Origin of the sequence: Methanobrevibacter sp. (assembly GCF_030539665.1) — an archaeon.
GTDB lineage: Archaea > Methanobacteriota > Methanobacteria > Methanobacteriales > Methanobacteriaceae > Methanocatella.
Genome location: NZ_JAUNXR010000002.1, coordinates 128574 through 153440, shown reverse-complemented (window position 1 = coordinate 153440; position 24867 = coordinate 128574). Strand labels below are relative to the sequence as shown.

Sequence of the window (24867 nt, the reverse complement as noted above, 5' to 3'; positions counted from 1 at the left end):
GAGGATTTCGATGAACAAAAAAACGTTATTAACAATAGGAAAATCAATTATTCTTATATTGATTTTATTCGCTTTTGTTTTCGCATTAAGAGCTCCTGCAGCAGATCTTAATTATCTTCCAGACGATGCAAAGGCAGATTATATAGATTCTCATGGGCTTCCTTATTTTAGTGAAATGGATTCGTATTATAACTTTAGATTGACTAACAATTACATCACTACAGGTCATGTAGGGGATGTAGTGGTCAACGGTACGGAGATGGATACTCACAGGTATGCTCCAGATAATCAAGAGGTTGATTATGAGATGGGCATTGTCTATGTGACAAGCGCAATGTATGATTTTGCTAATGGTATTGGAAATGGAATCTTTGGATTGTTTGCTGGACATGGCGGTTCTTATGATGTAAGGGAAGTGGCATTCTGGACAGGAGCATTGATTTCATGTCTTGCCGTAATTCCGGCATTCATATTTGCTAGAAGATTGACTGGCAATTATGGTGCTGTTGTAGCTGCTTTGCTTATTGCATTGGCTCCAAACTATTTCGCACACACATATCCAGGATTTTTCGATACAGATATGTTCTACTTCATATTTGCATTGTTCTTCATATTTTTCTTCATGGAGAGCTTGCGTACAAGAAATATCATTTTAAAGATTGTATTTGCAGTATTGTCAATTGGTGCAATAGGTCTTTTCTCCATTTCTTGGACTGGTTATGTATTTTACATAGCAGTTATGGGTCTTTTCTCAATAGTTTACCTTATCTTATGCTATGTTCTTAAAATTGGAAACGGCGATCCAAACAAGTATCCAAGCAGAATATCCTGGTTCCTACACCAGAAGGATTTGTATTCGATCATATTGCTTGGTGTAATCGGATTTGTCATTTTAGGAGTTACAAAAGGAATTGATGGTATAACTGGATTATTTGGACAATTTAATGTTTTGGTTAACTTGCAATCTACTTCAGCTATCGTTGGAGGATTCCCGAACGTACTTATTTCCGTTGCTGAGATGCAAAAACCTGCTTTGGTAGGTTCCGGTAAGGCAGCAGCATTTTTAGCAAACTCTAATGGAGTAATTAATGGTATTGGTGGAATAATTGTTTTGTTTGCTGGTTTAATTGTATTGTACACATTGGCAACCAAGCTTTGGAAACTCAGATCAGCTAAAGTTAAATCCAATGTTGACGTTTCCAAAAAGCCACACAAATCTAAAAGAAAATCTTCAGCTAAAAGAATTGATGATAAACATAAATTGAAAATTTCACTTAGCAGTCTTCAAGAGTTTAGTTCTCATGATGAAATTGAAAGTTCAAGACGCATCACATTGATGTACACTACTCTCTTTGTAGTATGGACTCTTACATCAATCATAGCTGTAACACAAGGTTCAAGGTTTATTACTACTTTAGTATTGCCATTCGGTCTTATGGCTGGTATGTTTACAGGTTATGCTGTCTCTTACATTAAGGATACAAAAATAAGCGACAACTGGTTAATGTTCATAATTGTTTTAGGAGCTGTTCTTGGTGGATTCCCAATAGTTGTACTTAACAATATCCTAGGTTTGGCGGTAATGGCAATATTCATTGCTTTAGGCGCCATATTCATCTTCGGTATTAAAAATAAGAAAACTGCAACTTCCACTAACGTGCCTATTAAGAAATGGATAGCTATCGCATTGGTCATAATAACTCTTGTATCACCTACAGTCTGTGGTGCATACCAGACTTCCAATCAGGTAGTTCCAGGTACCAATGATGCAATGTGGAATTCATTGGAATGGATTAATGAAAACACTCCTGAAAATACTGTAGTCACATCTTGGTGGGATTTCGGTTATCTCTTTGAAGTAGCTGCTGACAGGCAAGTTACCTTTGACGGTGGTTCACAGACTGGTGAACGTGCATTCTGGCTAGGTAAGGCTATGACAACGGATAATCTGGAATTATCTGCAGGTATATTTAGAATGTTGGATACAACCGGTGATAAAGCGGTAGAACAATTAAATAACTATACTGGAGACAGTGGTAAAACAACAAGCATATTGTGCGACATTTTACCAATGACTGCTGGTGATGCTAAAAACACTTTAGTCAACAAATATCATTTATCTGGTTCACAGGCAGACAGTGTTGTCAAATACACTCACCCGGCAAATCCACGTCCTGTAATCTTTGTTGCAAGTTCAGATATGCTGCAAAAGGCAGGCTGGTGGAGTTACTTCGGATCTTGGAACTTTGAAAATCAATCTTCTGAAAACTATCAGTATTTCATTCCAACATCTCCGGTTAACGTAAATCCGGGTCAAACAGTCAAATATCCTATTCTTAGTGAAAGTGGTATTACATACAATATTGTTATTCAGAGGGGAGCTGGCAATAACACAACCACTGCTCACACAGAAGCGGTCATTACAGATTCCGGCGAACCGTTAAAAGTAAATGATAGTGTTTACAATCCACTGAATGCTTCTCATTTGATTGTTATTGAAAATAACCAGATGATGAAAAACCAAACCATTAGCGGCGTAGATGGAAACTACACAATATTCCTAATGGCTGAAGGAAACTCATACACTCCAATTCTCATGAGCAACATATTGCGTGATTCAATGTTTACACGCCTCTACTTGGAAGGGGGATACAATCAGGACATTTTCACACAGGTTCATATGGAGAATGGAGTTTCATTATGGCAAGTAAACTTCAATAACACAGTAGCTGGTGGAGCTGGTAAATAAGTTAATTAGGATTCTTTCCTAATTACTTTTAAATTTTTTTTAGATTTATTTATTCATAATATGGTGGTTTTATGGGAATTGAAGAGAAGATAAAAGCGATTGAAGAGGAAATTCAAAAGACACCATATAATAAAGCAACTTCTCATCATATTGGTAAGTTAAAGGCAAAAATTTCCAAACTAAAAGAGGAATCTCTACAAAGAAGCAGTTCAGGTACTAAAGGTCAAGGGTTCCATGTTAAAAAATCAGGGGATGCTACGGTCGTTTTGGTCGGTTTTCCTTCTGTGGGAAAGTCCACTTTGTTAAATGAGATTACAAATGCTGAAAGTAAAGTTGGAGCTTATCAATTTACAACTTTAGATATTGTTCCTGGAATAATGGAACATAAAAATGCGAAGATACAGGTTTTCGACATTCCTGGAATCATTACTGGAGCTAGCAGTGGTAAGGGTAGAGGTAGGGAAATCCTATCCGTTGCAAGAACTGCAGATCTTATTGTTGTTGTTCTAGATACACTAAATCCACAACATTTGGATGTTATTCTAAAAGAGCTTCATAATATTGGAATCAGGCCTAATCAAAAGGAACCTGACGTAACTGTAAAACGTAAAAAATTAGGTGGAGTCAACATTTCATCAACCGTTCCACTTACACATTTGGATGAAAAAACAGTAAGATCCATAATAAATGAGTATGGTATGCATAATGCAGATGTGCTCTTTAGGGATGATGTGACAATGGATCAATTTATTGACGTTCTTGATAGAAATAAATCATATGTTCCAATGTTAATCCTTTTAAATAAGGTGGATTTGGTAGATGAAGCATATCTAAATGAACTTAAAAAATACATACCTGAATTCATACCTATTTCAGCTGACAAAAAGATGAATATTGACAACCTTAAGGATACAATATTCGACAATCTTGATCTGGTAAGGGTTTATCTTAAACCTCAAGGTAGAAAGGCAGATATGGAAGACCCTCTGGTAATCAAAAAGGGCTCTACAGTAATTGACGCCTGTGGAAAACTACACAGGGAATTCGTTAAAAACTTCCGTCATGCAAAGGTCTGGGGAAGCTCAGTAAAGTTCCCAGGTCAAAAGGTAGGTCCCGACCATGTGTTGGAAGATGAGGATGTTTTAAGAATTATTTTAAAGAAATAATTCTATTGTTTTATTTTTTGGTATTTTTATGAATCAAACTATTTTTATTAGTGGTACGCCTACTGTAGGTAAAACAACTATATCAGAAGTATTAGCTTCTAAAATAGGAGCTAAGCTTATTAAAATCAATGATTTCGTTTTCGAAAACGGCCTGACCTTGGGAAAAGACTCAGACAAAGGCTATGAAGTCATTGACATTGAAAAATTGGATGCTGCACTTCAGGAGGAACTTGAGGACTTTGATGGAACAGCCATTGTGGAAGGTCATGTAAGTCACCTGTGCTCAAATGCCGACAAGATAATAGTTCTAAGGGCAAATCCTGAAATATTAAGGGAGAGACTTGAAGCTAGGGGATACGGCGAAAGCAAGATACGTGAAAACCTGGAAGCTGAGGCTCTTGGAGTTTGCGGCTGTGAAGCTTATGACATGCACTCCAACAAAGTTGAGGAAGTAGATGTTTCCAGCATGACAGTTGAGGATGCAGTTGAAGTTTTGGAAGATATCATTGAAGGAAATGTCCATTATCCATTTGGAAACATTGACTTTATGGAATGGATTATTTCAAATTAATTTCTATTTTTACCTTTTTCAAATAAGAAAATACTAACCTTTATTAATAGTTATAAACATAATTATTCCTAATATTCATAATAACCTAAGGTTAATTTTTTAACTATGGTTCTTTGTTTTATTATGCGCAAATCATTTTAATTCAAATTCTTGAATATTATATCCTAAATTTTAGAGGGGTATTTTGAGTAGAGGAAGAAAACCCAAGTGGATGATTGATATAGCCATAGAAAGGATGCATATCCTTTTTGAGAATGCAGAAAAGCAGTTTCCCAAACATCCCGAAAGATCCAATAGGTATGTGGAAATGGCTAAGAAATTGTCTACCAAATACAATACCAAGATTCCTGAAAAATGGTCCAGAAGGTATTGCAAGAACTGCGGAAGCTTCCTTTGCTATGGTCACAATTCTACTGTCCGGCTAATTAATGAAAATGTTAATATTTTTTGTGGTGAATGTGGCCATGTTATGAAAATTCCTTATCAAAGGGAGAAGAAAAATAAAAGGAGAGCTAATTATGATTCAAAACAAAAAAGAACTGATGAATAGGTCTCTTCATGCTATGACAATTAACATTGGTAAGGCTGCGGTCAACGATAACGTTATCGAAGAAATCAAGCGTCAGCTCAAGGCTAATGAAATTGTTAAGCTCAAATTTGCAAAAAATATCGCTAGAGATAAAGATGAATATATAAATGACATAGTTCAAAAAACAAGGGCTCAGCTCGTTGACGTTAGAGGAAATGTTGCTGTCATTTATAAAAGAAAGCCTTAAACATTGCTTAAATTTAGAGTTACGGACCTTTTGGTCTTAAATTTACAGTTGATTAAGAGGCCATTATTTAATTAAAATATTGGAGAATTAATATGACTACTGTATTTGATGTACCTGCAGAAGTGTTAATCGACACTGTTGCAGAAGAATTTAAAAACAATGATAAAATCAACCCTCCTGCATGGGCGAATTTTGTAAAAACTGGAGTTCATAAAGAAAGAAAACCTGAAAACCCAGATTGGTGGTATATTAGAACTGCTTCTATCTTTAGAAGAGTTTACATGGACGGTCCAGTTGGAGTTATGAGTTTAAGAACTTTCTACGGTGGTAAAAAAGACCGTGGTGTTCGTCCTGAAGTATTTAGAAAAGGTAGTGGAGCTATTATCAGAGGAGCTTTACACCAATTAGAAGACGCAGGTTTTGTTGAAAAAGTTGAAGGTGGAAGAGTTGTCACTCCCGCAGGAAGATCTTACTTAGATAAAATATCTGGTAAAATTATTGAAGATATTCCTGAGCTTGAAAAATATTAATTACAATTAATTGGAGAGTTTGATATGAGCGATCTTGACGAAATACGTCGTAAAAGAATGGCTGAATTACAAGCACAGCAAGCGGCTTCCCAACAGCAAATGCAAATGCAAGCACAACAGCAAATGCAACAGCAAGAAGCTCAAGCACAGTTTGAAGCTCAAAAGAAGCAAATTTTATCTCAAATTTTAACTTCTGAAGCTCGTAACAGGTTGGCTAACTTGAGATTAACCAAGCCTGAGCTTGTTAACCAGATTGAGATTCAACTTATTCAGTCAGCACAGGCAGGCAGTCTTAGAGGTAAGGTAACTGACGAACAGTTAAAAGTACTTCTTCAACAAATTGCAGGTCAGAAAAGAGAAATGAAAATTACAAGGAAATAATTTCAATGAAGGCTTGTGTTTTATACAGTGGAGGAAAGGACAGCTCCTTGATGGGCGTTACTCTGCAGAGATTAGGTTTTGATGTGGAGTTGTGCACAGTCAATTTTGGAGTTTATGATTCTTTTATTCCGGCCAGTCTTTCAGCGGAATCTCTTGGATTTACACATAGGGTTGTGGATCTTGATTTGGAGATTTTGGACAAGGCTTGTGACATGATTATGGAAGATGGTTTTCCTAATGATGGAATCAAGTTTCTTCATGAGAACGTAATTGAGGAAGTGGCTGACAGATTTGAAATTATTGCTGACGGAACTCGTAGGGACGATAGAACTCCTAAACTTAACAAGAATCAAATTAGAAGTCTTGAGGATCGTAAGGATGTTCAATACATTAATCTAGACAGTTTTGGTTTCAAGACCATTAAGACCATCACTTCTAATTTATTTGAAGTTTCACATGAAAGGAGTAACAAGGATAACAATTCTGATTACGAGGTTGAAATAAGGACCTTGATTGATGAGAAGGGTGGAAATTCAACGGATATTTTCCCTGAACATTATCAAACTCGTGTTATTGGATATAAATGATAATTATTGTATTAAAGGTGAAATAATGAGTAGAAATAAACCATTAGCTAAAAAATTGAGAATGGCAAAAGCAACCAAACAAAACAGAAGAATTCCAATCTGGGCTTATGCTAAGACTAACCGTAAACTTAGATACAGACCTAAACCTAGACATTGGAGAAGAAACAGTCTTAAATTATAAGGGGGATTTTTCATGGAAAGAGTATACACTATTCCACTTAGAGATGTTAAAAAAGTCAAAAGGACTATCAGAGCACCTAGGGCTATTAGAGAGGTACAAAACTTCTTAATCAAACATATGAAAGCTGAAGAAGTTAAATTAGATGAATCTATTAATCATATGATTTGGGCAAGAGGTATTCAAAAAATACCTTCTAAAATTACAGTCAAAGCAGTTAAAGATGATGATGGTGTTGTTGAAGCAACTTTAGCAGAATAAACATCATATTTTTATACTAGAAAAATAATTAAAGTCTAGAGGTAATTACCATGTTAAAAAGAATAGATATAATAGGAAATCCTAATGTAGGAGTATTTATTTTAGCAACAGACGATGTCGCTATTGTTCCATACAATCTTTTGGATGATAAAATGGACATCATTAAGGAAGCTTTAGAAGTTGACGTCTTAAAGTCTTCAATAGCTGGTAGTAACCTTATTGGATCTTTAGCTGTAGCTAATTCAAACGGTATCGTTGTAACTCCACATGCATTAGATAAAGAAATTAAACAACTTGAAGATATAGGGTTAAATGTAGCGAAAATTCCAGGAACTTACACAGCAGTAGGTAATATTGTTGCATGTAACGACAATGGAGCTATTGTAAGTCCTTTCTTGGATGAGGATGCAATCAATGTCTTGGAAGATACTTTGGATGTAGATGTTCAGGCAACTTCCATGGTTGGTAGTGACATTATTGGTTCTCTAATTACAGTTACCAACAAGGGATTTTTAATGGGCAAGAACGCTACTGAAAGTGAAGTTGATTTCGCGCGTAATATTTTCGGTGTAGATGGAAATGTTGGTACCGTTGGCCGTGGAATTTCATTGGTTGGGGCATGCTGTCTTGCAAACACTAAAGGGGCAATTGTCGCTAAGGACAGTACAGGTCCTGAAATGGCTAGAGTTGAAGAATCATTAGGCTTTTTGGATGATAGATTTTAAAACTTCTGAGGTATTCTAATGATAACAAAAATTTACAGAGTTAAAGGTACTTTTGTGATGGGCGAAGAAAAAAGTATATTTGTAAAAGAGTACAAGGCTACTAGTGAAGCTAATGTCGAAGAAAAAATATACGAACGTTTTGGAAGCAAACACGGTCTCAATAGAAGCCAAATTTCTATTGATGAAATTACCGAAATTGCACCAGAAGAAGTCACCGACCCAATTGTAAAAGAGATTCTATAAATACTTGAACAGTACAATACTATTAATACAAATTTAAAGTAGGTGTAATTATGGAAGATCAGCAAAATTTAGAACAAATTGTTAATGAGATAAATGCGTACAATCAACAAGCAGAATTAATTCAACAACAAATTGAATTAATAAGGGCGTCAATTGTAGAGGTTGACACATTAACTAACACTTTAGATGATTTAAAAGGTAAAGATTCCGTTGAAGCATTCGTACCTGTTGGTGCTGGTTCTTTCATTAAAGGGGATCTTAAAAACACAGATGAAATTATCATAAGTATTGGTGCAGGATACGCTATTAAGAAAGACGTTGAAGGGGCTAAGGAAATTGTTGCAGGTCAAAAGGAAGACCTTGAAGACAGTTTGGACAAAATGCTCGGTAACTTGCAGCAAGTAACTGACATTGTGGGCGCTTTAACCAATCAGGCTAATCAGATAGCTGCTGCTGCACAAGGTCAAATGACCGGATTCTAAACTTATTTAATTTCTCTTTTTTTTCTTTTTTTTAGTCAACGACTGTTTTTCATTATCAAAGGACTTTTCCCGCTATTTTTAAATAAATTTATTACTAATTATATACAAAATCAATATGAGAAAGACTTATTTTCTTGGGGGGGGAAGTATCTGATGAGGGATATTGACATATTTTATAAATTGGAATTGAACAAGCCCTTTATCTTCAACAACCTGTCCGTAATGTTGAGGAATTATCAAATTGAAGCAATCATTAATCTGATCAATCAGTATAGGGCCGGCAAAAACGGATATGTTTGGCACTGTTCAGGTTCGGGCAATTCACTGACTTCTCTTAGGCTAGCCCAATCCTTTTTGAAGATTAAGAAGGTGGACAAGGTAATCTTGATAACTTCCAGGTATGACAGTTCTTTTTTAAATCAGCCTGCTCTGGCGAAGACAACCAAGGATGTTTTGAACAAATTGAGAAGCAAGAAGTTTGTAATTACCTTCGACACTCTTTTCAGAAACGCTTTCAACAGAAATGCAGCGAATTTCTCAGAATTTTGCAATGAGAATATTGTTTTTGTCTTTGACGATGCAAATCTCATAGTCAATTCAAAGTCCTTTCCTGATATCCAGAACTTTTTCAAAAAATCCAAGTTTTACCTATTGTCATCCATGCCAAAGTTCAATAAAGATGCGGTTAACGGAAGAACAACCAAACATAACTTTGACAAGCGGGTTGGAACATATCTGCTTCAAAATGCAATGGATGACAGCAACCTTGTTGAAATGGATGTTAGATTTCTTGACAATGATGACCTGACTGACATCAAGTATTCTAAAAAGTTCCTGTCATATCCAAAAAGGATTAGCCAGATAAGCAACTGGATTATTGAAAATCATAACAGGCTAACGGAAAACCGCAAGTTTCAGGCAATGTTTATGGTCTATTCCGTCAGCTCCATTTTGAAATACTATGATTATATCAAAACAGGAACTGACTTGAATGTGGTGGCGATTCTCTCCAAATTCAATGACAACTGTGGGGTGATGTCCGATGTGGATGTGGCAAATTTCGTATCCAAATACATTTTGAAGGACTACAACAAGAAATTCAATACTGACTTCACCACCTCTGAACTGGAATTGTTCAAGGAAGATGCATATCGCCGATTTGAAAAAGGGAAAATTGATATATTGATTGTGCCTCCAAACTACAACAAGATCAATATGCCAAATGTAAACACGGTCTATCTGGACCATAAGGTACTATACAATTCCATGAATCTGCTTTCCGACATCAACAGGCCACATAAGGAAAAGGAAATTGCAAATCTTGTAGTATTTACAAATATAGAGAATAATCTCAGGAAAAAACTCAAAACATATTCCAATTATCTTCCTAACGAAAAATCAAAATTGAGGTCTTATCTGGACTATGTAAATCTTGCAAATGATTCGATAAGGGAATTCCTGAAATTTGTTGACATGGAAATGAACAGGGCAGTAATAAACAATGAGGATGACTTAAAACTGTTTTCCAAGTTCTACAGGCAGGCCACCAAATACTTTTCAATAGCCAAAAATTTCAGGGAATTCGATGATGGGGATTTTCTAATGACTGAGGAAACCTTGAACAGGCTGTACGATCCGTTTAAAAATAAAACCGCAAGTTCACGCAAAAAGGCTGAGGAAAAGGATATTGAACGCTTTGAATTAAAGGAATATTCCTGCATCAGAATAGATTCGAAATATCTCAACAGCCTCAACTGAGCTGCTGATGTCCTAAAGGTTATGGATGGAACCAGAATCCATTGTGGGAATCAAATCATAACCTTTATATACTACTTCTATCTACTACTTAATTGGTTATGATATATGCACAGGATAAATTAAAAATTATGTAGTGTACTCGCTTTTTTTAAATTGTAACCACTGCATAGTTGAGCGAGGACTCGCCAATACCAAGGACCTCAACATGCAACCTTTTTCTTAAAAATCCAAATCATACAACTTTATTATTGGTTAGCTACAAAATTGTATTCATATAATAATTTTGAGGTGACTTTTTAAAATGGATTACTGTCCGAAATGCGGTCAAGAACTGTCTAAAAAGAATTCAAAGTTTTGTCCCAAGTGCGGCAATGACATTTCAGGCTCAGGAAAGGGCAAGGCTTCAGGCAAGATGATCGTTTCAATAGTGGTTATCGTTGTGGCAATAGCTGTCATAGGGCTTTTTGCAACTGGCATGATTTCCTTTTCAGATTCAAATGATTTGGCTGCTGGCGAAAACAACACTTCTTCAGTGGATAATTCAGCATCAGTTGAAAATGTGGATTCTAATGTGGAAACTTCAGCCAAGGTTGTTTCAAGTGCGAAATCCGACAAGTTCCATTCTCCTGACTGCGAGTGGGCCAAGAAGATATCTGGTTCTAACAAGATAACCTACCCAAACAGGCAGGCAGCTATTGATGCAGGCAAAATTCCATGTCAAGTGTGCAATCCTTGACATTGCTTTTTTTATTTTATATCTATTTTTAAGTATTAGAAATTACAAAAATTACTCTAATTAAAATTATTCATGATAATGGTGGTTTAACATTGTTCGAATCTTTAAAGAAAAAATTTTCTAGAACAAGTGATAAATTAGAAGAGGAGCTTAAGGAGGAGGCTAAACAGGAAAACAACATTTCCGATGAAGAGCCTCAAGAGAAAAAAAGGTCTTTCTTCTCATTTGGTCGTAAGAAAAAAGAAGAGAAACCTCCTAAGGAGGAAGTTACAATTCCTCAATTGGCGGAGGAAGCAACTGAAATAGCTCAGGAAAGAATCGATGAAGTGGCTGAGGAAGAGGAAAAGGAAGAGAAAAGGTCTTTCTTCTCATTCGGTCACAAGAAAAAAGAGGAAGAGAAGCCTTCCCAAGAGGAACCTGTTGAAGTTGAAGAAGAGTTACCTGTTGAGGAAGAGGAGTCTCCTGAAGTTGAAGAGGAAGAGGAAGCTGATGAAGACGATGAAAAAGAGGAGAAATCCCGTTTCAGCTTCTTCAAGAGAAACAAATCCGACGAGGATAAGGCAGAAGAACCTGTCGAGGAAGAGATTTCAACTGATATTGCTGTAGCTGAAGATGAAGAAGAGATTTCAACTGATATTGCTGTAGCTGAAGATGAGGATGAGGAAAAAGAGGAGAAATCCCGTTTCAGCTTCGGCCGCAAGAAAAAGGATGATGGTGAGGAGTCTTCTGGAGGAATATTCTCATTCATTCGTGAAAAGACAATTACAGAAAACCATGTTGAAGATATCCTTTGGGAACTTGAAATGGGCCTTCTTGAAGGTGACGTAGCTATGGAAGTGGCTACCAACGTTGTAGAGTCAGTCAAAAATGATTTGGTTGGTAAGAAAATCAAAAGAAGCAATGACATTACAGAATACACCTTCAACGCACTTAAGGATGCTGTAGCCAACATAATTGACATTCCTGGAAAGTCAATGACTGAAATGATTGAGGAGAAAAACGCTCAAGGAGAGCCTTTGGTTGTAATGTTTGTAGGTATCAACGGTACAGGCAAAACCACCACAATCGGTAAGCTGGCTAACTATTACCTTAAGAAGGGCTACGATCCTGTTATAGCTGCCAGTGACACTTTCAGGGCAGGCGCTATTGAACAGGTAACTCATCATGCAGACAATGTTGGGGTTAAGATTATCAAGCACCAGAAAGGTTCAGATCCGGCTGCAGTTGCATTTGATGCTGTTGAACATGCCAAGGCTAAGGGAAAAGAGCTTGTTTTGATCGATACTGCGGGCAGAATGCAGACAAACACAAACCTTATGGATGAGATGAAAAAGATAAAGCGCGTTTCAAATCCTGACCTTGTTGTCTTTGTAGGTGATGCATTGACCGGTAACGACGCTACAGAGCAGGCAGTCAAGTTCAACGACGCAATCGACATTGATGGGGTTATCCTGACAAAGGCAGATGCTGACAGTAAGGGCGGTGCTTCACTTTCCATAGGTTATGTTATCAAAAAGCCAATCCTGTTTTTAGGAATGGGTCAAGGCTATGACGACATTAAGGAGTACGATGCTGAATGGATGCTTAATCAGCTGTTCTCCGATGATGAAGAGGAAGATGCGTTTATAGAGGAGTAATTTTTTATGTCAAATGAAAGTAATCAGTGGAACAGTAATTTTTCATTTCTAATGGCTATGATCGGTTCTGCCGTTGGTCTTGGAAACATCTGGAGATATCCTTATGTTCTCTACTCCAACGGTGGTGGGTCATTCATGATTCCATATATCGTAGCTATTGTACTTTTAGGGCTTTCCGGTGTTTTGCTGGAATATGCAATCGGTTTCAAGTTCAAGACATCTCTTTTGGAGATTTATGGTAAAATAAAAACTAAGTTCAGGGTTATTGCCTGGTTTACAGTGCTTATCGTATTTTTGATTTTAAGCTATTATGTTTGTGTTGTTGGATGGGACCTGATCTACCTTATCCTAAGCTTCTTCAAGGGATGGGGAGCGGATCCTAACAATTACTTTGTAAATTCAGTCTTGCAGAACAATCCAACTGCCGGAGGTTTGGTCCAGTTCGTTCCTGGAGTGTTCTTCTCCTGTTTGGTTGTATGGTTCTTCATCTGGTTCATTTCCCATAGAAACATCAACAAGGGTATTTCCAAGTTCAGCAATGTTGCTGTGCCGCTACTGTTCATATTGGTTGTGGTGATTGTAGGATTTTCATTGACCTTGCCTGGGGCTTCTTTAGGTTATACTACAATGTTCACTCCTGAATGGGGCGCTTTGCTCAATACTGACATATGGCTGGCTGCTTTCGGTCAAATCATTTTCTCATTGTCTATCGGTATGGCTATTGCTATTACCTATTCAAGCTATCTGGGCAAGGGAACCAACCTGACCAAGAATGCAGGTATCGTTGTTGCCTCCAACTCTGGGTTTGAGGTTTTCAATGCTATCGGTGTGTTCTCTATTTTAGGTTTCATGGCTGTCTCCACTGGTGTTGGCTTTGAAAACCTGATTACTGAAGGAACAGGTTTGGCATTTATCGCATTCCCTCAGGTATTTAATGTGATGGGTGGTGCTGCCTACATTATAGGTCCTGTTTTCTTCTTCTGTATCTTGATTGCAGGTTTGACTTCAGCTATTGCTCTTATGGAGTCTGTTAGCGCATCATTGATTACAGAGTTCGGATTTTCACGTAAGAGGGCGGTTACCATTATCTGTGTCATTGGTTTCTGTGTAACAGCTATTTTCACTACTGGTGCTGGAAGTACTGTCTTGGGAATCTTCGATAAGATCTTGAACAATTTCGCTTTGATTCTGGCCATCATATTTGAATGTGTAATCTTCGCTTGGTTCTACAATATTGACAAGTTAATCGATGTCTTGAACCAGAACACTTCAATCAGGATTGTTGGAAAATGGTGGAAATATGTTATCAAGTTCATCTTGCCTATCGTTCTTCTGGTCTTGTGGGTAAGCAGTCTTGTTTCCACATTGAGTTTCGATGATGAGTTGTCCTTGGTAATCGAGTTGCTCTTGTTTGCAGTATTGCTGATTGTTCCTTTCCTTCTCAATCACTTTGCAAAGAGGAAGTCTTCCAAGGCTGCGGAACAATAAACTGATTGGGTTGCATTTCACAACTCACCTTTCTCTTTTTTTATTTTAAAATTAGCTTCAATTATTTTAATTGTTAACCTATTTTTCTTAAATTTAATTAATCTTATTTTTAATATTTCTCATATTACTATATCATTTCTAAAAAACAATATGTTGATAGCTATATCATAAATACCAACTTCCATATTTCATTTCAAGACAATAATTTTATATCTGTTAAAATCCATTATTGATAAATAGAATTATTACTTAATTGGTAGGAGATATTATGGCAGAAAAGAAAATGCAATGGGATAGTAACTTCTCATTTCTAATGGCCATGATTGGAGCTGCAGTAGGTCTTGGAAACATCTGGAGATTTCCATACGTTCTCTACAGCAACGGTGAGGGAACATTCCTGATTCCCTATGTGGTTTCACTGGTCTTTTTAGGATTGAGCTTTATTTTGTTTGAATATGCAATAGGTTATAAGTTTAAGACTTCAGTTCTTGACATCTGCAAGAAGATACGGGATCGTTTCCAGATGGTGGGATGGAGTTTATGTCTGATTGTCTTTATAGTGACAACATACTACATCTGCATTGTCGGATGGGACCTGATATATCTTGTATTGAGCTTCTTTAAGGGATGGGGTGCAAATCCTGACGGATTCTTCTCACAGACCCTTCTTCAGTCAACCCCTTCAATAGCAGGAATCACAACAGTAATTCCGGTAATTCTGGTTTCCACAGTGATTGTCTGGGCGGCAATATGGTACATTTCACATAAGGACTTGAATGATGGTATAGGCAAGTTTACAAAATGGATAGTTCCTCTTCTGGTTGTTCTTATGGCAATTGTGGTATTCTACTCATTGACATTGCCTGGAGCAAGTTTAGGTTATGGTGAGTTCGTAAACGTTGATTGGGGAAGCCTTGCAAACCCTAATGTCTGGCTTGCTGCTTTCGGTCAGGTCCTGTTCTCATTGTCCTTGGGTATGGGAATCGTAATTGCATATGCAAGCTACCTTCCTGAAAATTCCAACCTTACAAAGAATGCGGTGATCGTTCTGGGGGCAAATTCAGGGTTTGAGATTTTCAATGCACTTGGAATATTTTCAATTCTCGGTTTCATGGCCCTTGAAAGCGGCGCTCCACTGAACACTCTTGTAAGTGAAGGAACAGGCCTTGCATTCGTCGCATTTCCAAAGGTATTTAACGTAATGGGGCCTGCAAGCGGAATAATCGGACCAATATTCTTCCTCTGCATTCTGATAGCGGGAATTACATCTGCAGTAGGTATGATTGAGCCTCTGGTATCATCATTGGCGGACAGGTTTGAGATTTCACGTAAAAGGTCAGCAACAATAGTGGTTGTTGCTGGAATTCTTATAACCTCAATATTTACAACAGGAGCTGGAAACTACCTCCTTACAATATTTGATGAATTCCTCAACAACTATGCGCTGATATTCATCATCATACTTCAGTGCATCATATTCGGTTGGTACTACAAAATCGACAACCTCATTGAAGTCCTTGACAACAATGCCCTCTTTAAGGTGGGAAGATTGTGGAAGGCGGTAATCAAGTTTGCGATTCCGATAATCTTGGCCATCATATGGGTCCATTCAATATTCACACAATTGGTTGTCAAAGGCCCTGATGTTCTTGTAATCGATGCGCTGATTACAATCGTACTAATAGTAGTTCCAATAATATTATACTATAGAACAAAAACCTTAGAGGGAAAATCCAATGAATCGTAGGAAGATAACAATAGCTCTAATAATCATATTGGCAATTGTCCTTGCAGGACTTATTGCTTTCGGGGGCAGCAATGGGGAAGCCGATGCTGCTCCCAAGGGAAATGCAACAATAGCAGTCACGGGGGATGTAATGTTTGCACGTAACATGGCAGGAGTCCTTTCCGGTGGAACAAACCCATTTGCAGGAGTGGACAACGTAACATCAAAGGTTGATCTGCTTTTGATCAACTTTGAAAATGCGGCTACAGACTCCGGAAATGCAGTCAAGGGTGACGTTCCCCTAAAGACAAGCCCGAGCCTTGTACCGTTGGCCAAGGACAACAGGAACACCGTGGCTTCACTTGCAAACAACCATGCATTTGACTATGGAATCGACGGAATGCACGATACCGTAAAGGCACTTGAAGACAACGGAATAGCGGTAATAGGTGCAGGGGACAATGCCGCAGAGGCCCATGAGCCCTTCACTTGCCAGATAAACGGCCTCAACATAACAATCTTCAACTACATGGATTCCCAGAACTTTGCAGAATACAGCAATGATGTGATGCCTGTTGCAACAGACAATTCCTCAGGATATTCCGCATACGACTCCGAGGTAGCGACAAAGCAGATCAGGGAGGCAAAGGAAAACGGGTCAGATTACGTGATTGCATACTTCCACTATGGAAACGAATATTCCTGAAGTCCAAACGAATACCAGATAAACATGTCCCACGAGGTAATCGATGCAGGTGCTGACGTTGTTCTAGGATCACATCCTCACGTAACACAGGGAATTGAGATGTACAATGGAACACCGATCTTCTACAGCCTTGGAAACTTCATCTTCGACCAGCAAAGGGCAGACACCCACAGGGCATACTTCGTTGAACTTGATGTGAAGGACGAGAACGTCACCTGCACAGTCTATCCCATTAGCATTGTAGGATACCTGCCTCAGTTCATGTCACCTGCTGACGGCAGGGCGCTTCTGGAAGAGCTGAACCCTCAATGCGAGCAGTTGGAGATTACTTCCCAGGGAACTGGGATAATAAAATACACTCTGAAACCATAGCTATTGATTTAGCTATCCTATTTTTATTTTTATATTGGACGATATGTCTCTATTTTCATATTATTGATGTCCATTTTTAGGTTGAAAATTGTGCACAATCAGTTACCTTTAAATACTACTTCCAATAATTGAAGTGTACTGATAAGGAGATGATTAAAATGGCATTAAATTTTGATTTCTTAGAATATTCAAACCCAGAATTATATGAATTGGGTAGTAAAATGGAAGCAAACATGTTCACTGACCACAAAGCAAGCGCACAATACGGCAGTGACTTTTTAAACGCATTGCTCAAAGCAGTATATGCAAAAGAAGGAATGAACTACGTATACAAAAGCTTCTTTACCAAAAACATGGATGAATTAGAACAAAAAGGAATTATTTCCCCAGAAATCCAACAAAAATTCGAAAAAGCAAAATTATTACGTGACTACACTTTCGAAAGAAACGGATCACTTGACAGAACCTTAGCTTTACGCAGTACCTTAGTGGAATTGGCAGCATGGTTCTTCAACAAATACGAAAGATCCAACAACTAGATCTATTTCAGGGGGAATAGAGATGGCAGTAAACTTTGACTTTCTAAAAGAATCCAACCCAGAATTATATGAAATCGGCCATGGAATGGAAGAAAACTTCTTCAAAAACACCAAGGCAAGCGCACAATGCGGAAGCAAATTCCTCAACGCATTGGTTAAGGAAATCTACGAGAAAAACGGATTGGAATACGTAAGCAAAAGCTTCATGACAAAAGACATTGCAGAACTGGCGGAAAAAGGAATAATCGATGAAGAAACCGCAGGAGAATTCGAAAAAGCAAAAATCATCCGTGACGAAATCATGGACAAGGACGCATTCGACTACGACAGAGTCCTAGCATTGCATTCAGTTCTCGTAGTTCTAGCATCCAAATTCCACAACAAGTATAACTAGGGTGATATTATGGTAGTAATCAACTTTGACTTTCTAAAAGATACATATCCTGAATTGTATAAATACGGACATGAAATGGAAGAAAACATCGATATTAACGAAAAGAAAAGCGCAACATGTGCAGGAGAATTCCTAGACGAACTCGTAAAGCTAGTCTTCAACAAAAACGGATTAAACTATGATCCAGACAGCCTCATGGGAAAAGGCCTTGACGAATTGCAAATGAACAAGGTAATTCCAAAAGACGTTTACTCATTGTTAATAAGAGCAAAACAATTACGCGACCACGCAGATTTAAAAGGCGGCCATGAAGACATAATCGAGCTTCACGCAGTAATGGGTCAACTTGCAGAATGGTTCTACAGAAAATACGAAGACCCAAGCTTTGCATTAAAATTCAATTAGATGGTGGATTTCATAATCCATTATTCTAATTTATTTGTTCTAGTTTTTTGTTTAAAAAGTTTTTATTTAGCATAAAGCATACCTTGGTATTTTCATTGTCAAGGAATGTTTCATAGATGTTTTTTCCTTTGGCTGCCTTTGGAGCAACCTCTAGAATCTGGCCTTCAAAGGATTTTGGTGTCGGCAGATTGGAAATGTCACCTGTTTTAATTGTCTTTTTAACAAGATTGAATGTTTTTTCTATTGAATCCAACTCTTCATCATTGAATGTTATCTGTTTTACTTCTTTTAGAATCCTATATCCGTTCTTGCTTGATGAAGGGCCTTGATAACAGATTGTAATCAATGTGTTTTCCTCGAAGAAGTTTTTCCAGTATGATTCATCCCAGTCATCATCAAACTCGCTTAGTTTGAGGTTCTTAAACGCCATTCTTTCACGGGCCTTGTTCTTGTCAGTTATCGGCAGGTTTTTGATGAGGTAGTTTGTCTTTTTAAAGAGGTCATTGGTTTCCTTCAAGTCCTTTTCCTTTCCAATAACCTTGTCTGAAATTATCTTGTTAATGTTTTTGGGAATCCTTTCAGGAACCTCTCCAAAAATCTCCTTATAGATTTCAAGCTGTGTCTTTCCGAAATATGGCTTGAATCTGGAGTTTGCAAAGTCGATGACTGTTTTCTCTTTTTTATCCGCTACCAAAGTTGTATTTATATGGCTCAAGTTGCTCAATATACCGTTGATATATCCCTGCTTTAGGGAGAATGCACGGGGCTTGGCCAATATTTCAGAATTTGGCTGGGTTGTTCTGTCTGCTGAAGTTCTGGCCTTGGTACAGGCACCTAAAAATGAAGTATCACTTTCCGAAAGCTCATGGGCATTTCCGGAATCCACCTTTGCCTTTATTGTCTTAAAGTCGTTCCTGATAATCTCGATGTCCTGTTCCATATCATAAAGCTGATAATCGGTAATCAGGAAATCGCCAGGATCCTTTCTCTTTTCGTAGTGGTACCATATGATTAGAAGCTTTTTGTTTTTGGAAACCAGCTTGCTGAACTCAAAATTCTCATGGATAATCTGATTGTAGTCGATTTTGCTTAAGACAAGTCTTTCCTTGGCTCTTTTTTCTCCTTTTTTGGTAAGCACATATCCACTTACCTTCAGTTCAACTCCAATATCATCAAAATCGGCTCTTGCATCGCTGTTTATTGGATAGCCGTAAAATCCTGATTCGACAATGTTTCCAAGCAGACCCTTTCTTCTTTTCAGGGTGGAATTTTCAAGAAGGTTTGCCTTGTCAATCTCTCTGAAGGTCTTGTTTTTGATGTTTTCGGTGTATTCCAGAAGTTCCTCTACGGTATTGAATTTCATATTAATCTCCAAATGCTCTTGGCCAAAACTTACTTTATATAATAAACATATATCTATTTACAGATTAAATATTTTATTTGTTTTTGAGGGGTTTGTATGGATAAGACAGTAGTAGAGTTGTTTGCAGGTGTAGGTGGATTCCGCTGTGGATTGAACCATGTTGATCTGGTCGATGGCCAAACCGTAGAGGATGAAACATGGGATTTTGTCTGGGCAAACCAGTGGGAACCATCTACAAAGTCTCAGGCAGCCTTTGACTGCTATGTCAAGAGGTTCGGAGAGTCAGAAAACCATGTGAATGAGGACATATCCAATGTTGACAAGAATACGATTCCCGACCATACGTTGCTTGTTGGAGGATTTCCATGTCAGGACTATTCCGTTGCAAGAAGCCTTTCAAACGAAAAGGGAATCGAAGGAAAGAAAGGGGTTCTCTGGTGGCAGATTGCAGAAGTCCTGGAAGCGAAACAGCCTCCATTTGTCCTTTTGGAAAATGTGGACAGGCTTCTTAGGTCACCCTCAACACAGAGAGGCCGCGATTTTGGAATAATGCTTAGAACATTCCATGACAATGACTATTCGGTGGAATGGAGAGTAATAAATGCCGCAGATTACGGGTTCCCTCAGAAAAGGCGCAGAGTTTTTATTTTCGCCTATAAGAACTCCACAAGCTATGCTGAGAAAATGAGTCAAATTCCTGACAGGGAATTCATATTTGAAAAGGGCCTTTTTGCAGAGCTATTCCCAATTGAAGATGAAATCTTCGATTCAAGCCAAGGAAACATTGATGAAGAAAGCTTTAATGATCTGGTGGATGTAAGCGACAAATTCGACCTGCACTTCTTCAATGCAGGAAGAATGAAGGGCGGTAAAATCCAGACATACAAGGTTAAGGCAGACTGCGATGAGCTTACAACATTATATGAAGTCCTGGAGGACAATCCTGTTGATGAAAAGTATTATCTGGATGACGATAAGTTTGAAAGAATCAGATACCTGAAAAGCTCAAAGAAGCTTGAAAGGAAAAAGCCCAATGGTGAAACCTACTGCTATTCCGAAGGGGCAGTTCCATTCCCTGACAAATTGGATGTTCCTGCAAGAACAATGCTTACAAGCGAAACAACAGTAAACAGAAGCACACATGTTGTGGAAGACAAATGCTCAGGAATGTATAGGATTTTAACCCCAATCGAGGCTGAAAAAATCAACATGTTCCCTGAAAACTGGACAAACATTCCAGACAGGTCAATGACAGAAAAAAGAAGATACTTTCTAATGGGCAATGCACTTGTTGTAGGAATCGTTGAAAGAATTGGAAATTATTTGAATGAAATCATTGACAGAGAATAATTTCCAAATTAGCTATTTTTTTATAATTTAACAACATAATAATAATTACTTGTTATTAATGGAGTTTTATTATTATGGAAGAGTATCTTAGGAATAATGATTACGTTTCTGTTGAGGATTGGGAAAAAATACTAAAAAATCCTAATATCATTACAGAAAAGATGATGGCCGTTTTAGAAATTGTTTATAATTCTAAAGATCATGCCGCCACTACTTCTCAAATTGCTGAAAAACGCAATGAACAGGGTTTTGAGGATGAAAAATCCTATAATTCGGCTATTGTTCAAAATGGTAGGAGAATTAGGAACTATCTTCAAAGGGAACATATAACTGATGAAGATGGAAATGTTAAATTATGGCCTTGGTTTTTTACAGGCAAATGGATAGGAAATGAATTTCAATTTAAGATGAGGGATGAACTTGTGGAGGCTTTCAGTATGTTAAATGATAATAATGAATCTAAGGAATTTTCTTCTTTTATGGATTATCTCAAATCAAAGGGATATTTGTTTGACCCTGAAATTATTGAGAATTATTTACTTTCATTAAAAATAAAACCTTTTGTAATTTTCACTGGTAATTCTGGAACTGGAAAGACAAAATTGGCTCAGCTATTTGTTGATTTCATTTCCAAAAGCACAACTCAAGATTACATAGAATCATCTGTTAAGGTAGGCAAATCTGCTAAAATTGGTGGTTGGGCAGTTTCAAGGGAGGATGTTGATAAAAAATTGCCTATTTTGAAGTATGAACAGGATTATCCAATTGTTGTTGATGGTATTCATGGTGAGGGAAAATTGAATATGAACACTAGGCTTTTTTACACTGCAAATGATGAGTTAACTAACCATCTGGAAAGGTTGGCTGAGGAAAATCCTAATCAGAAAATTGATTTAAAGATTATTCTATCTTCAAACAAAAACAACCAATACGAATTGGTTCCAGTAGGAGCTAATTGGACTGAAAGCAGAAACATTCTAGGTTTTTACAATGTAATAACAGACGAGTACAATTCCACTCCTGCTTTTGAACTGATTAAGGAAGCTCAGGAAAACCCTACTGTTCCTTATTTCCTGATTTTGGATGAGATGAACCTTTCCCATGTTGAAAGGTATTTTGCGGAGTTCCTGTCAGCTATGGAAAGCCTGGAACCTATTCCAATTTCAGCTACTGAATCCGTTAAAATCCCTGAAAACCTTTTTATTGTCGGAACTGTCAATGTTGATGAGACTACATATATGTTCTCCCCTAAGGTTTTAGACAGGGCTAACACTATCGAGTTTAAAACAATGTCTGCATTGGATTATATGAATTCCAACTTCAACGACTATGTTTTAAACGGCAATGAAACTTATCTGCTAAATCCTCAAAGTGATGAGGAAATAAGGAAAATGAACATTCACGAGCTCAAGAAAGTATTCAGCGGAGTCACATTTGAAAATCAGCCATTGTGGGACATCCTATCCAATGAATTGGAAAACTTCCAGAACGTTCTCAAGAGGGCCAACTTCGACTTCGGTTTCAGAGTAATCAACGAAATCCTACGCTTCATGGTTGTATCATGGAAATATGAAAACAAGCCAGCAGAATGGGGCAACTGGCAAAGATACTTCGATGCTCAGATAAAGCAGAAAATGCTTCCTAAGCTTCACGGTTCACAGAAGGTTTTAGGGCCTGTCATTGTAGACCTCTTCAAGCTGTCAGTAAATGCTGATGACAGCATAGTTCCAAGGTTGGCAAATGTGGAAAGGGACAACTCAAAATATTACACTTCTGCCTTGAAACTCAAGGAAATGGACGAGAACTTGAACAATCAAAGATACACTTCATTTGTAAACTAGTTGATAAAATGCGAGAACAGAAACTGACAATTCCATTTGAAAACCTTGGAAAGCTAACCATATGTGCCACAGACTACTCCTCCAGCCAAGACTCCATTATTGAACTTTCAAACGGAATCATTCTGGAAAACATAGATTTCGTTGAAAACACAGACAATAAAACTCCAATCCAGTATCTTGCAGCTGAAGATTTGATTTGCTTTTTGGAAGAGATTGAATATCAGATACTGTTCGAGTCAAAAGGGAATGATATAAATCTAATTCCATCAATCACGGAAATCAACAGTGGCATTTTCAAGCAGCTCGGATTCAATTTCGGAGACTCCAACAGCAATAAGATTGGCGGATTCCTGAACTTCGGAAGCTATGTTGGAAAGTCATTTCTGGACGTTGAAGTAAATGGTCAAAAATCCAGAAAAATCCCGATTGAGGTCAGATCCAAGAAAATGGACTACATCAACCATTACTCTGCAATGATTGCTGACCTTTCGCAGTATGCAACAGGCCTTATTTTCGATTCAAAATCACCACTCTACCATGACTTTGAAATAGCAGAAGCAGACAAGTCAACCTATTATGAGGATTTCATGCTTTTGGAATACCTTTTCAGATATGAAAACCTCCCATCAGTCTGCGAATACCTTTTTAGAAACCTCTACTCAAGACTTGACAATTATCAAGAAGAGGTTCCAGCAGGATTTTCACAAAACATCGATCTAAACAGCCTTACAGATATCATAACAAATCCGGAAAATCTCCATAAGGCCAATATTGACTCTAATTTTTCAGATAATCTGAATGGATACATGCCAATTAAAGTAAACGACATCAAATATCAGGACACGATAGATGTTCCGGAAAACAGGTTTTTCAAATCATTTTTGTTCATGATTCAGGATCTGATAGAAAAGCTCCTGGAAAGCTCAAAGGAAGGATATATTCAAGACAAACTAATGGAATTTAAAAATGAGATAGAATACTATACTTCAAACAACATTTTCAGGGACATTTCAAAAATGGACTATGTTCCATTCAACTCACAGGTTCTTCAAAAAAGAGAAGGCTACAAGGAACTATTCAAATATTTCATTATGCTGGAATTCTCATTCAGAATGAGCTGGAAACAACTATCAGACAATTTCCAAGGCCATGAAAAGAAAATATTCGAACTATACGAATACTGGTGCTACTTTAAGATACTGGAAGTATTGGGAAGCATTTCAGGGAACAACATTTACTTTGAAGAAATCTTCCAGTTAAGCAAGGACAACTGGAGCATTTCACTAAAAGAAGGGCAAAAATCACTCTTCAAATTCGATTTTGAAATGGATGGCAAGGAAATCCAGTTAGGATACTACTACAATCTGGAATTTTCAAGAAACAGCAAATTCAGGTCATACTCATTGAAATTCCGCCCAGACTACACATTCCTGGTAAATGTAGCTGGAAACTCCTACTTCATACACTTCGATGCAAAATACAAGTCAAAGGAAGAAGTCAACAAGGACTACGACGACGTAAACGACTTCAGCTGGAAAATAAAGGAGTTCAAAAAAGAGGACATCTATAAGATGCACACCTACAAGGATGCAATTTTAAGGACAGATGGTGCTTATATTCTATATCCTGGAGACAAGTGCCAGATATTCAAGGAAACAGAGCTTGAAATCCCATCAGTAGGGGCGTTGTCATTGACTCCAGGAAATGATGAAATAGAGAAGAATAATTTGGAGATTTTTATTAGAAAGATATTGCTAACTTTAATAAAATGATTTTTTTTCATCTATTGGTGGTATTTAAAAGATAAAAAATTTTATCATAGTTCATTTTTAGAATGTTGGATTAATTTGATAAAAATACAAAGAAATAGGTTTCAGATAAATTCACTAAATTTATATTGTTT

The 24867-nt window shown here is 37.4% G+C and carries 25 protein-coding genes and 1 pseudogene; 25 read left to right on the top strand and 1 reads right to left on the bottom strand.

What is annotated here, in order from left to right:
* The first annotated feature begins 10 nt into the window (after positions 1–10).
* The 22 genes and pseudogenes from Q4P18_RS03295 (at position 11) to Q4P18_RS03190 (ending at position 18410) form a co-directional block, all read left to right on the top strand.
* Positions 11–2749, top strand: a complete 2739-nt coding sequence (locus Q4P18_RS03295; protein ID WP_303335543.1) for an STT3 domain-containing protein — start codon at positions 11–13, stop codon at positions 2747–2749.
* 71 nt (positions 2750–2820) lie between these two features.
* Positions 2821–3915: a GTP-binding protein gene (locus Q4P18_RS03290; protein ID WP_303335540.1), complete on the top strand. Its 1095-nt coding sequence runs from the start codon at positions 2821–2823 to the stop codon at positions 3913–3915.
* A gap of 28 nt (positions 3916–3943) precedes the next feature.
* Positions 3944–4486: an adenylate kinase family protein gene (locus tag Q4P18_RS03285; protein WP_303335537.1), complete on the top strand. Its 543-nt coding sequence runs from the start codon at positions 3944–3946 to the stop codon at positions 4484–4486.
* Positions 4487–4670: 184 nt separating this feature from the next.
* On the top strand, positions 4671–5036 hold the full coding sequence (locus Q4P18_RS03280) for a ribonuclease P protein component 4 (protein ID WP_303335534.1): 366 nt from the start codon (positions 4671–4673) through the stop codon (positions 5034–5036).
* Positions 5005–5262, top strand: a complete 258-nt coding sequence (locus tag Q4P18_RS03275; protein WP_303335531.1) for a YhbY family RNA-binding protein — start codon at positions 5005–5007, stop codon at positions 5260–5262. Before Q4P18_RS03280 ends, Q4P18_RS03275 begins: the two co-directional genes overlap by 32 nt.
* 92 nt (positions 5263–5354) lie before the next feature.
* Positions 5355–5792 carry a 30S ribosomal protein S19e gene (locus Q4P18_RS03270; protein ID WP_303335526.1) on the top strand — a complete coding sequence of 146 codons (438 nt, stop codon included), beginning with the start codon at positions 5355–5357 and terminating at the stop codon, positions 5790–5792.
* A gap of 24 nt (positions 5793–5816) precedes the next feature.
* Positions 5817–6173 (top strand): DNA-binding protein, encoded by a 357-nt coding sequence (locus Q4P18_RS03265; protein WP_303335524.1) that lies wholly within the window; start codon positions 5817–5819, stop codon positions 6171–6173.
* Positions 6174–6178: 5 nt separating this feature from the next.
* The gene (locus Q4P18_RS03260; RefSeq protein WP_303335522.1) at positions 6179–6760 is read left to right on the top strand and encodes a hypothetical protein; all 582 of its coding nucleotides are present in this window, start codon (positions 6179–6181) and stop codon (positions 6758–6760) included.
* A 25-nt stretch (positions 6761–6785) separates the two neighbouring features.
* Positions 6786–6941: a 50S ribosomal protein L39e gene (locus Q4P18_RS03255; protein WP_178647811.1), complete on the top strand. Its 156-nt coding sequence runs from the start codon at positions 6786–6788 to the stop codon at positions 6939–6941.
* A 12-nt stretch (positions 6942–6953) separates the two neighbouring features.
* Positions 6954–7199 (top strand): 50S ribosomal protein L31e, encoded by a 246-nt coding sequence (locus tag Q4P18_RS03250; protein WP_303335513.1) that lies wholly within the window; start codon positions 6954–6956, stop codon positions 7197–7199.
* 50 nt (positions 7200–7249) lie between these two features.
* Positions 7250–7924: a translation initiation factor IF-6 gene (locus Q4P18_RS03245; protein ID WP_303335511.1), complete on the top strand. Its 675-nt coding sequence runs from the start codon at positions 7250–7252 to the stop codon at positions 7922–7924.
* A gap of 18 nt (positions 7925–7942) precedes the next feature.
* Positions 7943–8167, top strand: a complete 225-nt coding sequence (gene rpl18a, locus Q4P18_RS03240) for a 50S ribosomal protein L18Ae (protein ID WP_303335509.1) — start codon at positions 7943–7945, stop codon at positions 8165–8167.
* Positions 8168–8217: 50 nt separating this feature from the next.
* Positions 8218–8649 (top strand): prefoldin subunit alpha, encoded by a 432-nt coding sequence (pfdA, locus tag Q4P18_RS03235; protein ID WP_303335506.1) that lies wholly within the window; start codon positions 8218–8220, stop codon positions 8647–8649.
* A 153-nt stretch (positions 8650–8802) separates the two neighbouring features.
* Positions 8803–10407, top strand: coding sequence for a DEAD/DEAH box helicase family protein (locus Q4P18_RS03230; RefSeq protein ID WP_303335504.1), 1605 nt, complete (start codon positions 8803–8805; stop codon positions 10405–10407).
* A gap of 301 nt (positions 10408–10708) precedes the next feature.
* Positions 10709–11143: a zinc ribbon domain-containing protein gene (locus tag Q4P18_RS03225; RefSeq protein ID WP_303335501.1), complete on the top strand. Its 435-nt coding sequence runs from the start codon at positions 10709–10711 to the stop codon at positions 11141–11143.
* 92 nt (positions 11144–11235) lie between these two features.
* Positions 11236–12780 carry a signal recognition particle-docking protein FtsY gene (ftsY, locus tag Q4P18_RS03220; RefSeq protein WP_303335499.1) on the top strand — a complete coding sequence of 515 codons (1545 nt, stop codon included), beginning with the start codon at positions 11236–11238 and terminating at the stop codon, positions 12778–12780.
* 6 nt (positions 12781–12786) lie between these two features.
* On the top strand, positions 12787–14268 hold the full coding sequence (locus Q4P18_RS03215) for a sodium-dependent transporter (protein ID WP_303335496.1): 1482 nt from the start codon (positions 12787–12789) through the stop codon (positions 14266–14268).
* Between the two features lie 268 nt (positions 14269–14536).
* Positions 14537–16015: a sodium-dependent transporter gene (locus tag Q4P18_RS03210; protein WP_303335494.1), complete on the top strand. Its 1479-nt coding sequence runs from the start codon at positions 14537–14539 to the stop codon at positions 16013–16015.
* Positions 16005–17072: pseudogene (locus Q4P18_RS03205) on the top strand (CapA family protein). The gene Q4P18_RS03210 and the pseudogene Q4P18_RS03205 overlap by 11 nt, the downstream one beginning before the upstream one ends.
* A gap of 158 nt (positions 17073–17230) precedes the next feature.
* Complete coding sequence (locus tag Q4P18_RS03200) at positions 17231–17611, top strand: hypothetical protein (RefSeq protein WP_303335491.1); 381 nt, start codon at positions 17231–17233, stop codon at positions 17609–17611.
* Positions 17612–17633: 22 nt separating this feature from the next.
* A complete protein-coding gene (locus Q4P18_RS03195) occupies positions 17634–18005 on the top strand; it encodes a hypothetical protein (RefSeq protein ID WP_303335489.1) in 372 nt (123 codons plus the stop codon).
* A gap of 9 nt (positions 18006–18014) precedes the next feature.
* The gene (locus Q4P18_RS03190) at positions 18015–18410 is read left to right on the top strand and encodes a hypothetical protein (protein ID WP_303335486.1); all 396 of its coding nucleotides are present in this window, start codon (positions 18015–18017) and stop codon (positions 18408–18410) included.
* Between the two features lie 25 nt (positions 18411–18435).
* Here the strand turns inward: Q4P18_RS03190 and Q4P18_RS03185 are convergent, their stop codons facing one another.
* A complete protein-coding gene (locus Q4P18_RS03185) occupies positions 18436–19773 on the bottom strand; it encodes a Sau3AI family type II restriction endonuclease (RefSeq protein ID WP_303335483.1) in 1338 nt (445 codons plus the stop codon).
* A 96-nt stretch (positions 19774–19869) separates the two neighbouring features.
* Between Q4P18_RS03185 and dcm the strand changes: the two genes are divergently transcribed.
* The 3 genes from dcm to Q4P18_RS03170 all read left to right on the top strand — a co-directional run bounded on the left by dcm (position 19870) and on the right by Q4P18_RS03170 (position 24736).
* Positions 19870–21123, top strand: a complete 1254-nt coding sequence (gene dcm / locus Q4P18_RS03180) for a DNA (cytosine-5-)-methyltransferase (RefSeq protein WP_303335481.1) — start codon at positions 19870–19872, stop codon at positions 21121–21123.
* A 74-nt stretch (positions 21124–21197) separates the two neighbouring features.
* On the top strand, positions 21198–22964 hold the full coding sequence (locus Q4P18_RS03175) for an McrB family protein (RefSeq protein ID WP_303335477.1): 1767 nt from the start codon (positions 21198–21200) through the stop codon (positions 22962–22964).
* An 8-nt stretch (positions 22965–22972) separates the two neighbouring features.
* A complete protein-coding gene (locus Q4P18_RS03170; RefSeq protein ID WP_303335474.1) occupies positions 22973–24736 on the top strand; it encodes a DUF2357 domain-containing protein in 1764 nt (587 codons plus the stop codon).
* Positions 24737–24867: the final 131 nt, after the last annotated feature.

Bases quoted from the DNA above. Each gene is read 5' to 3' on its own strand.
- Q4P18_RS03295 (WP_303335543.1), top strand. From the start codon at position 11: ATGAACAAAAAAACGTTATTAACAATAGGAAAATCAATTATTCTTATA.
- Q4P18_RS03290 (WP_303335540.1), top strand. From the start codon at position 2,821: ATGGGAATTGAAGAGAAGATAAAAGCGATTGAAGAGGAAATTCAAAAG.
- Q4P18_RS03285 (WP_303335537.1), top strand. From the start codon at position 3,944: ATGAATCAAACTATTTTTATTAGTGGTACGCCTACTGTAGGTAAAACA.
- Q4P18_RS03275 (WP_303335531.1), top strand. From the start codon at position 5,005: ATGATTCAAAACAAAAAAGAACTGATGAATAGGTCTCTTCATGCTATG.
- Q4P18_RS03270 (WP_303335526.1), top strand. From the start codon at position 5,355: ATGACTACTGTATTTGATGTACCTGCAGAAGTGTTAATCGACACTGTT.
- Q4P18_RS03265 (WP_303335524.1), top strand. From the start codon at position 5,817: ATGAGCGATCTTGACGAAATACGTCGTAAAAGAATGGCTGAATTACAA.
- Q4P18_RS03260 (WP_303335522.1), top strand. From the start codon at position 6,179: ATGAAGGCTTGTGTTTTATACAGTGGAGGAAAGGACAGCTCCTTGATG.
- Q4P18_RS03255 (WP_178647811.1), top strand. From the start codon at position 6,786: ATGAGTAGAAATAAACCATTAGCTAAAAAATTGAGAATGGCAAAAGCA.
- Q4P18_RS03250 (WP_303335513.1), top strand. From the start codon at position 6,954: ATGGAAAGAGTATACACTATTCCACTTAGAGATGTTAAAAAAGTCAAA.
- Q4P18_RS03245 (WP_303335511.1), top strand. From the start codon at position 7,250: ATGTTAAAAAGAATAGATATAATAGGAAATCCTAATGTAGGAGTATTT.
- rpl18a (WP_303335509.1), top strand. From the start codon at position 7,943: ATGATAACAAAAATTTACAGAGTTAAAGGTACTTTTGTGATGGGCGAA.
- pfdA (WP_303335506.1), top strand. From the start codon at position 8,218: ATGGAAGATCAGCAAAATTTAGAACAAATTGTTAATGAGATAAATGCG.
- Q4P18_RS03230 (WP_303335504.1), top strand. From the start codon at position 8,803: ATGAGGGATATTGACATATTTTATAAATTGGAATTGAACAAGCCCTTT.
- Q4P18_RS03225 (WP_303335501.1), top strand. From the start codon at position 10,709: ATGGATTACTGTCCGAAATGCGGTCAAGAACTGTCTAAAAAGAATTCA.
- Q4P18_RS03215 (WP_303335496.1), top strand. From the start codon at position 12,787: ATGTCAAATGAAAGTAATCAGTGGAACAGTAATTTTTCATTTCTAATG.
- Q4P18_RS03210 (WP_303335494.1), top strand. From the start codon at position 14,537: ATGGCAGAAAAGAAAATGCAATGGGATAGTAACTTCTCATTTCTAATG.
- Q4P18_RS03200 (WP_303335491.1), top strand. From the start codon at position 17,231: ATGGCATTAAATTTTGATTTCTTAGAATATTCAAACCCAGAATTATAT.
- Q4P18_RS03195 (WP_303335489.1), top strand. From the start codon at position 17,634: ATGGCAGTAAACTTTGACTTTCTAAAAGAATCCAACCCAGAATTATAT.
- Q4P18_RS03190 (WP_303335486.1), top strand. From the start codon at position 18,015: ATGGTAGTAATCAACTTTGACTTTCTAAAAGATACATATCCTGAATTG.
- Q4P18_RS03185 (WP_303335483.1), bottom strand. From the start codon at position 19,773: ATGAAATTCAATACCGTAGAGGAACTTCTGGAATACACCGAAAACATC.
- dcm (WP_303335481.1), top strand. From the start codon at position 19,870: ATGGATAAGACAGTAGTAGAGTTGTTTGCAGGTGTAGGTGGATTCCGC.
- Q4P18_RS03175 (WP_303335477.1), top strand. From the start codon at position 21,198: ATGGAAGAGTATCTTAGGAATAATGATTACGTTTCTGTTGAGGATTGG.
- Q4P18_RS03170 (WP_303335474.1), top strand. From the start codon at position 22,973: ATGCGAGAACAGAAACTGACAATTCCATTTGAAAACCTTGGAAAGCTA.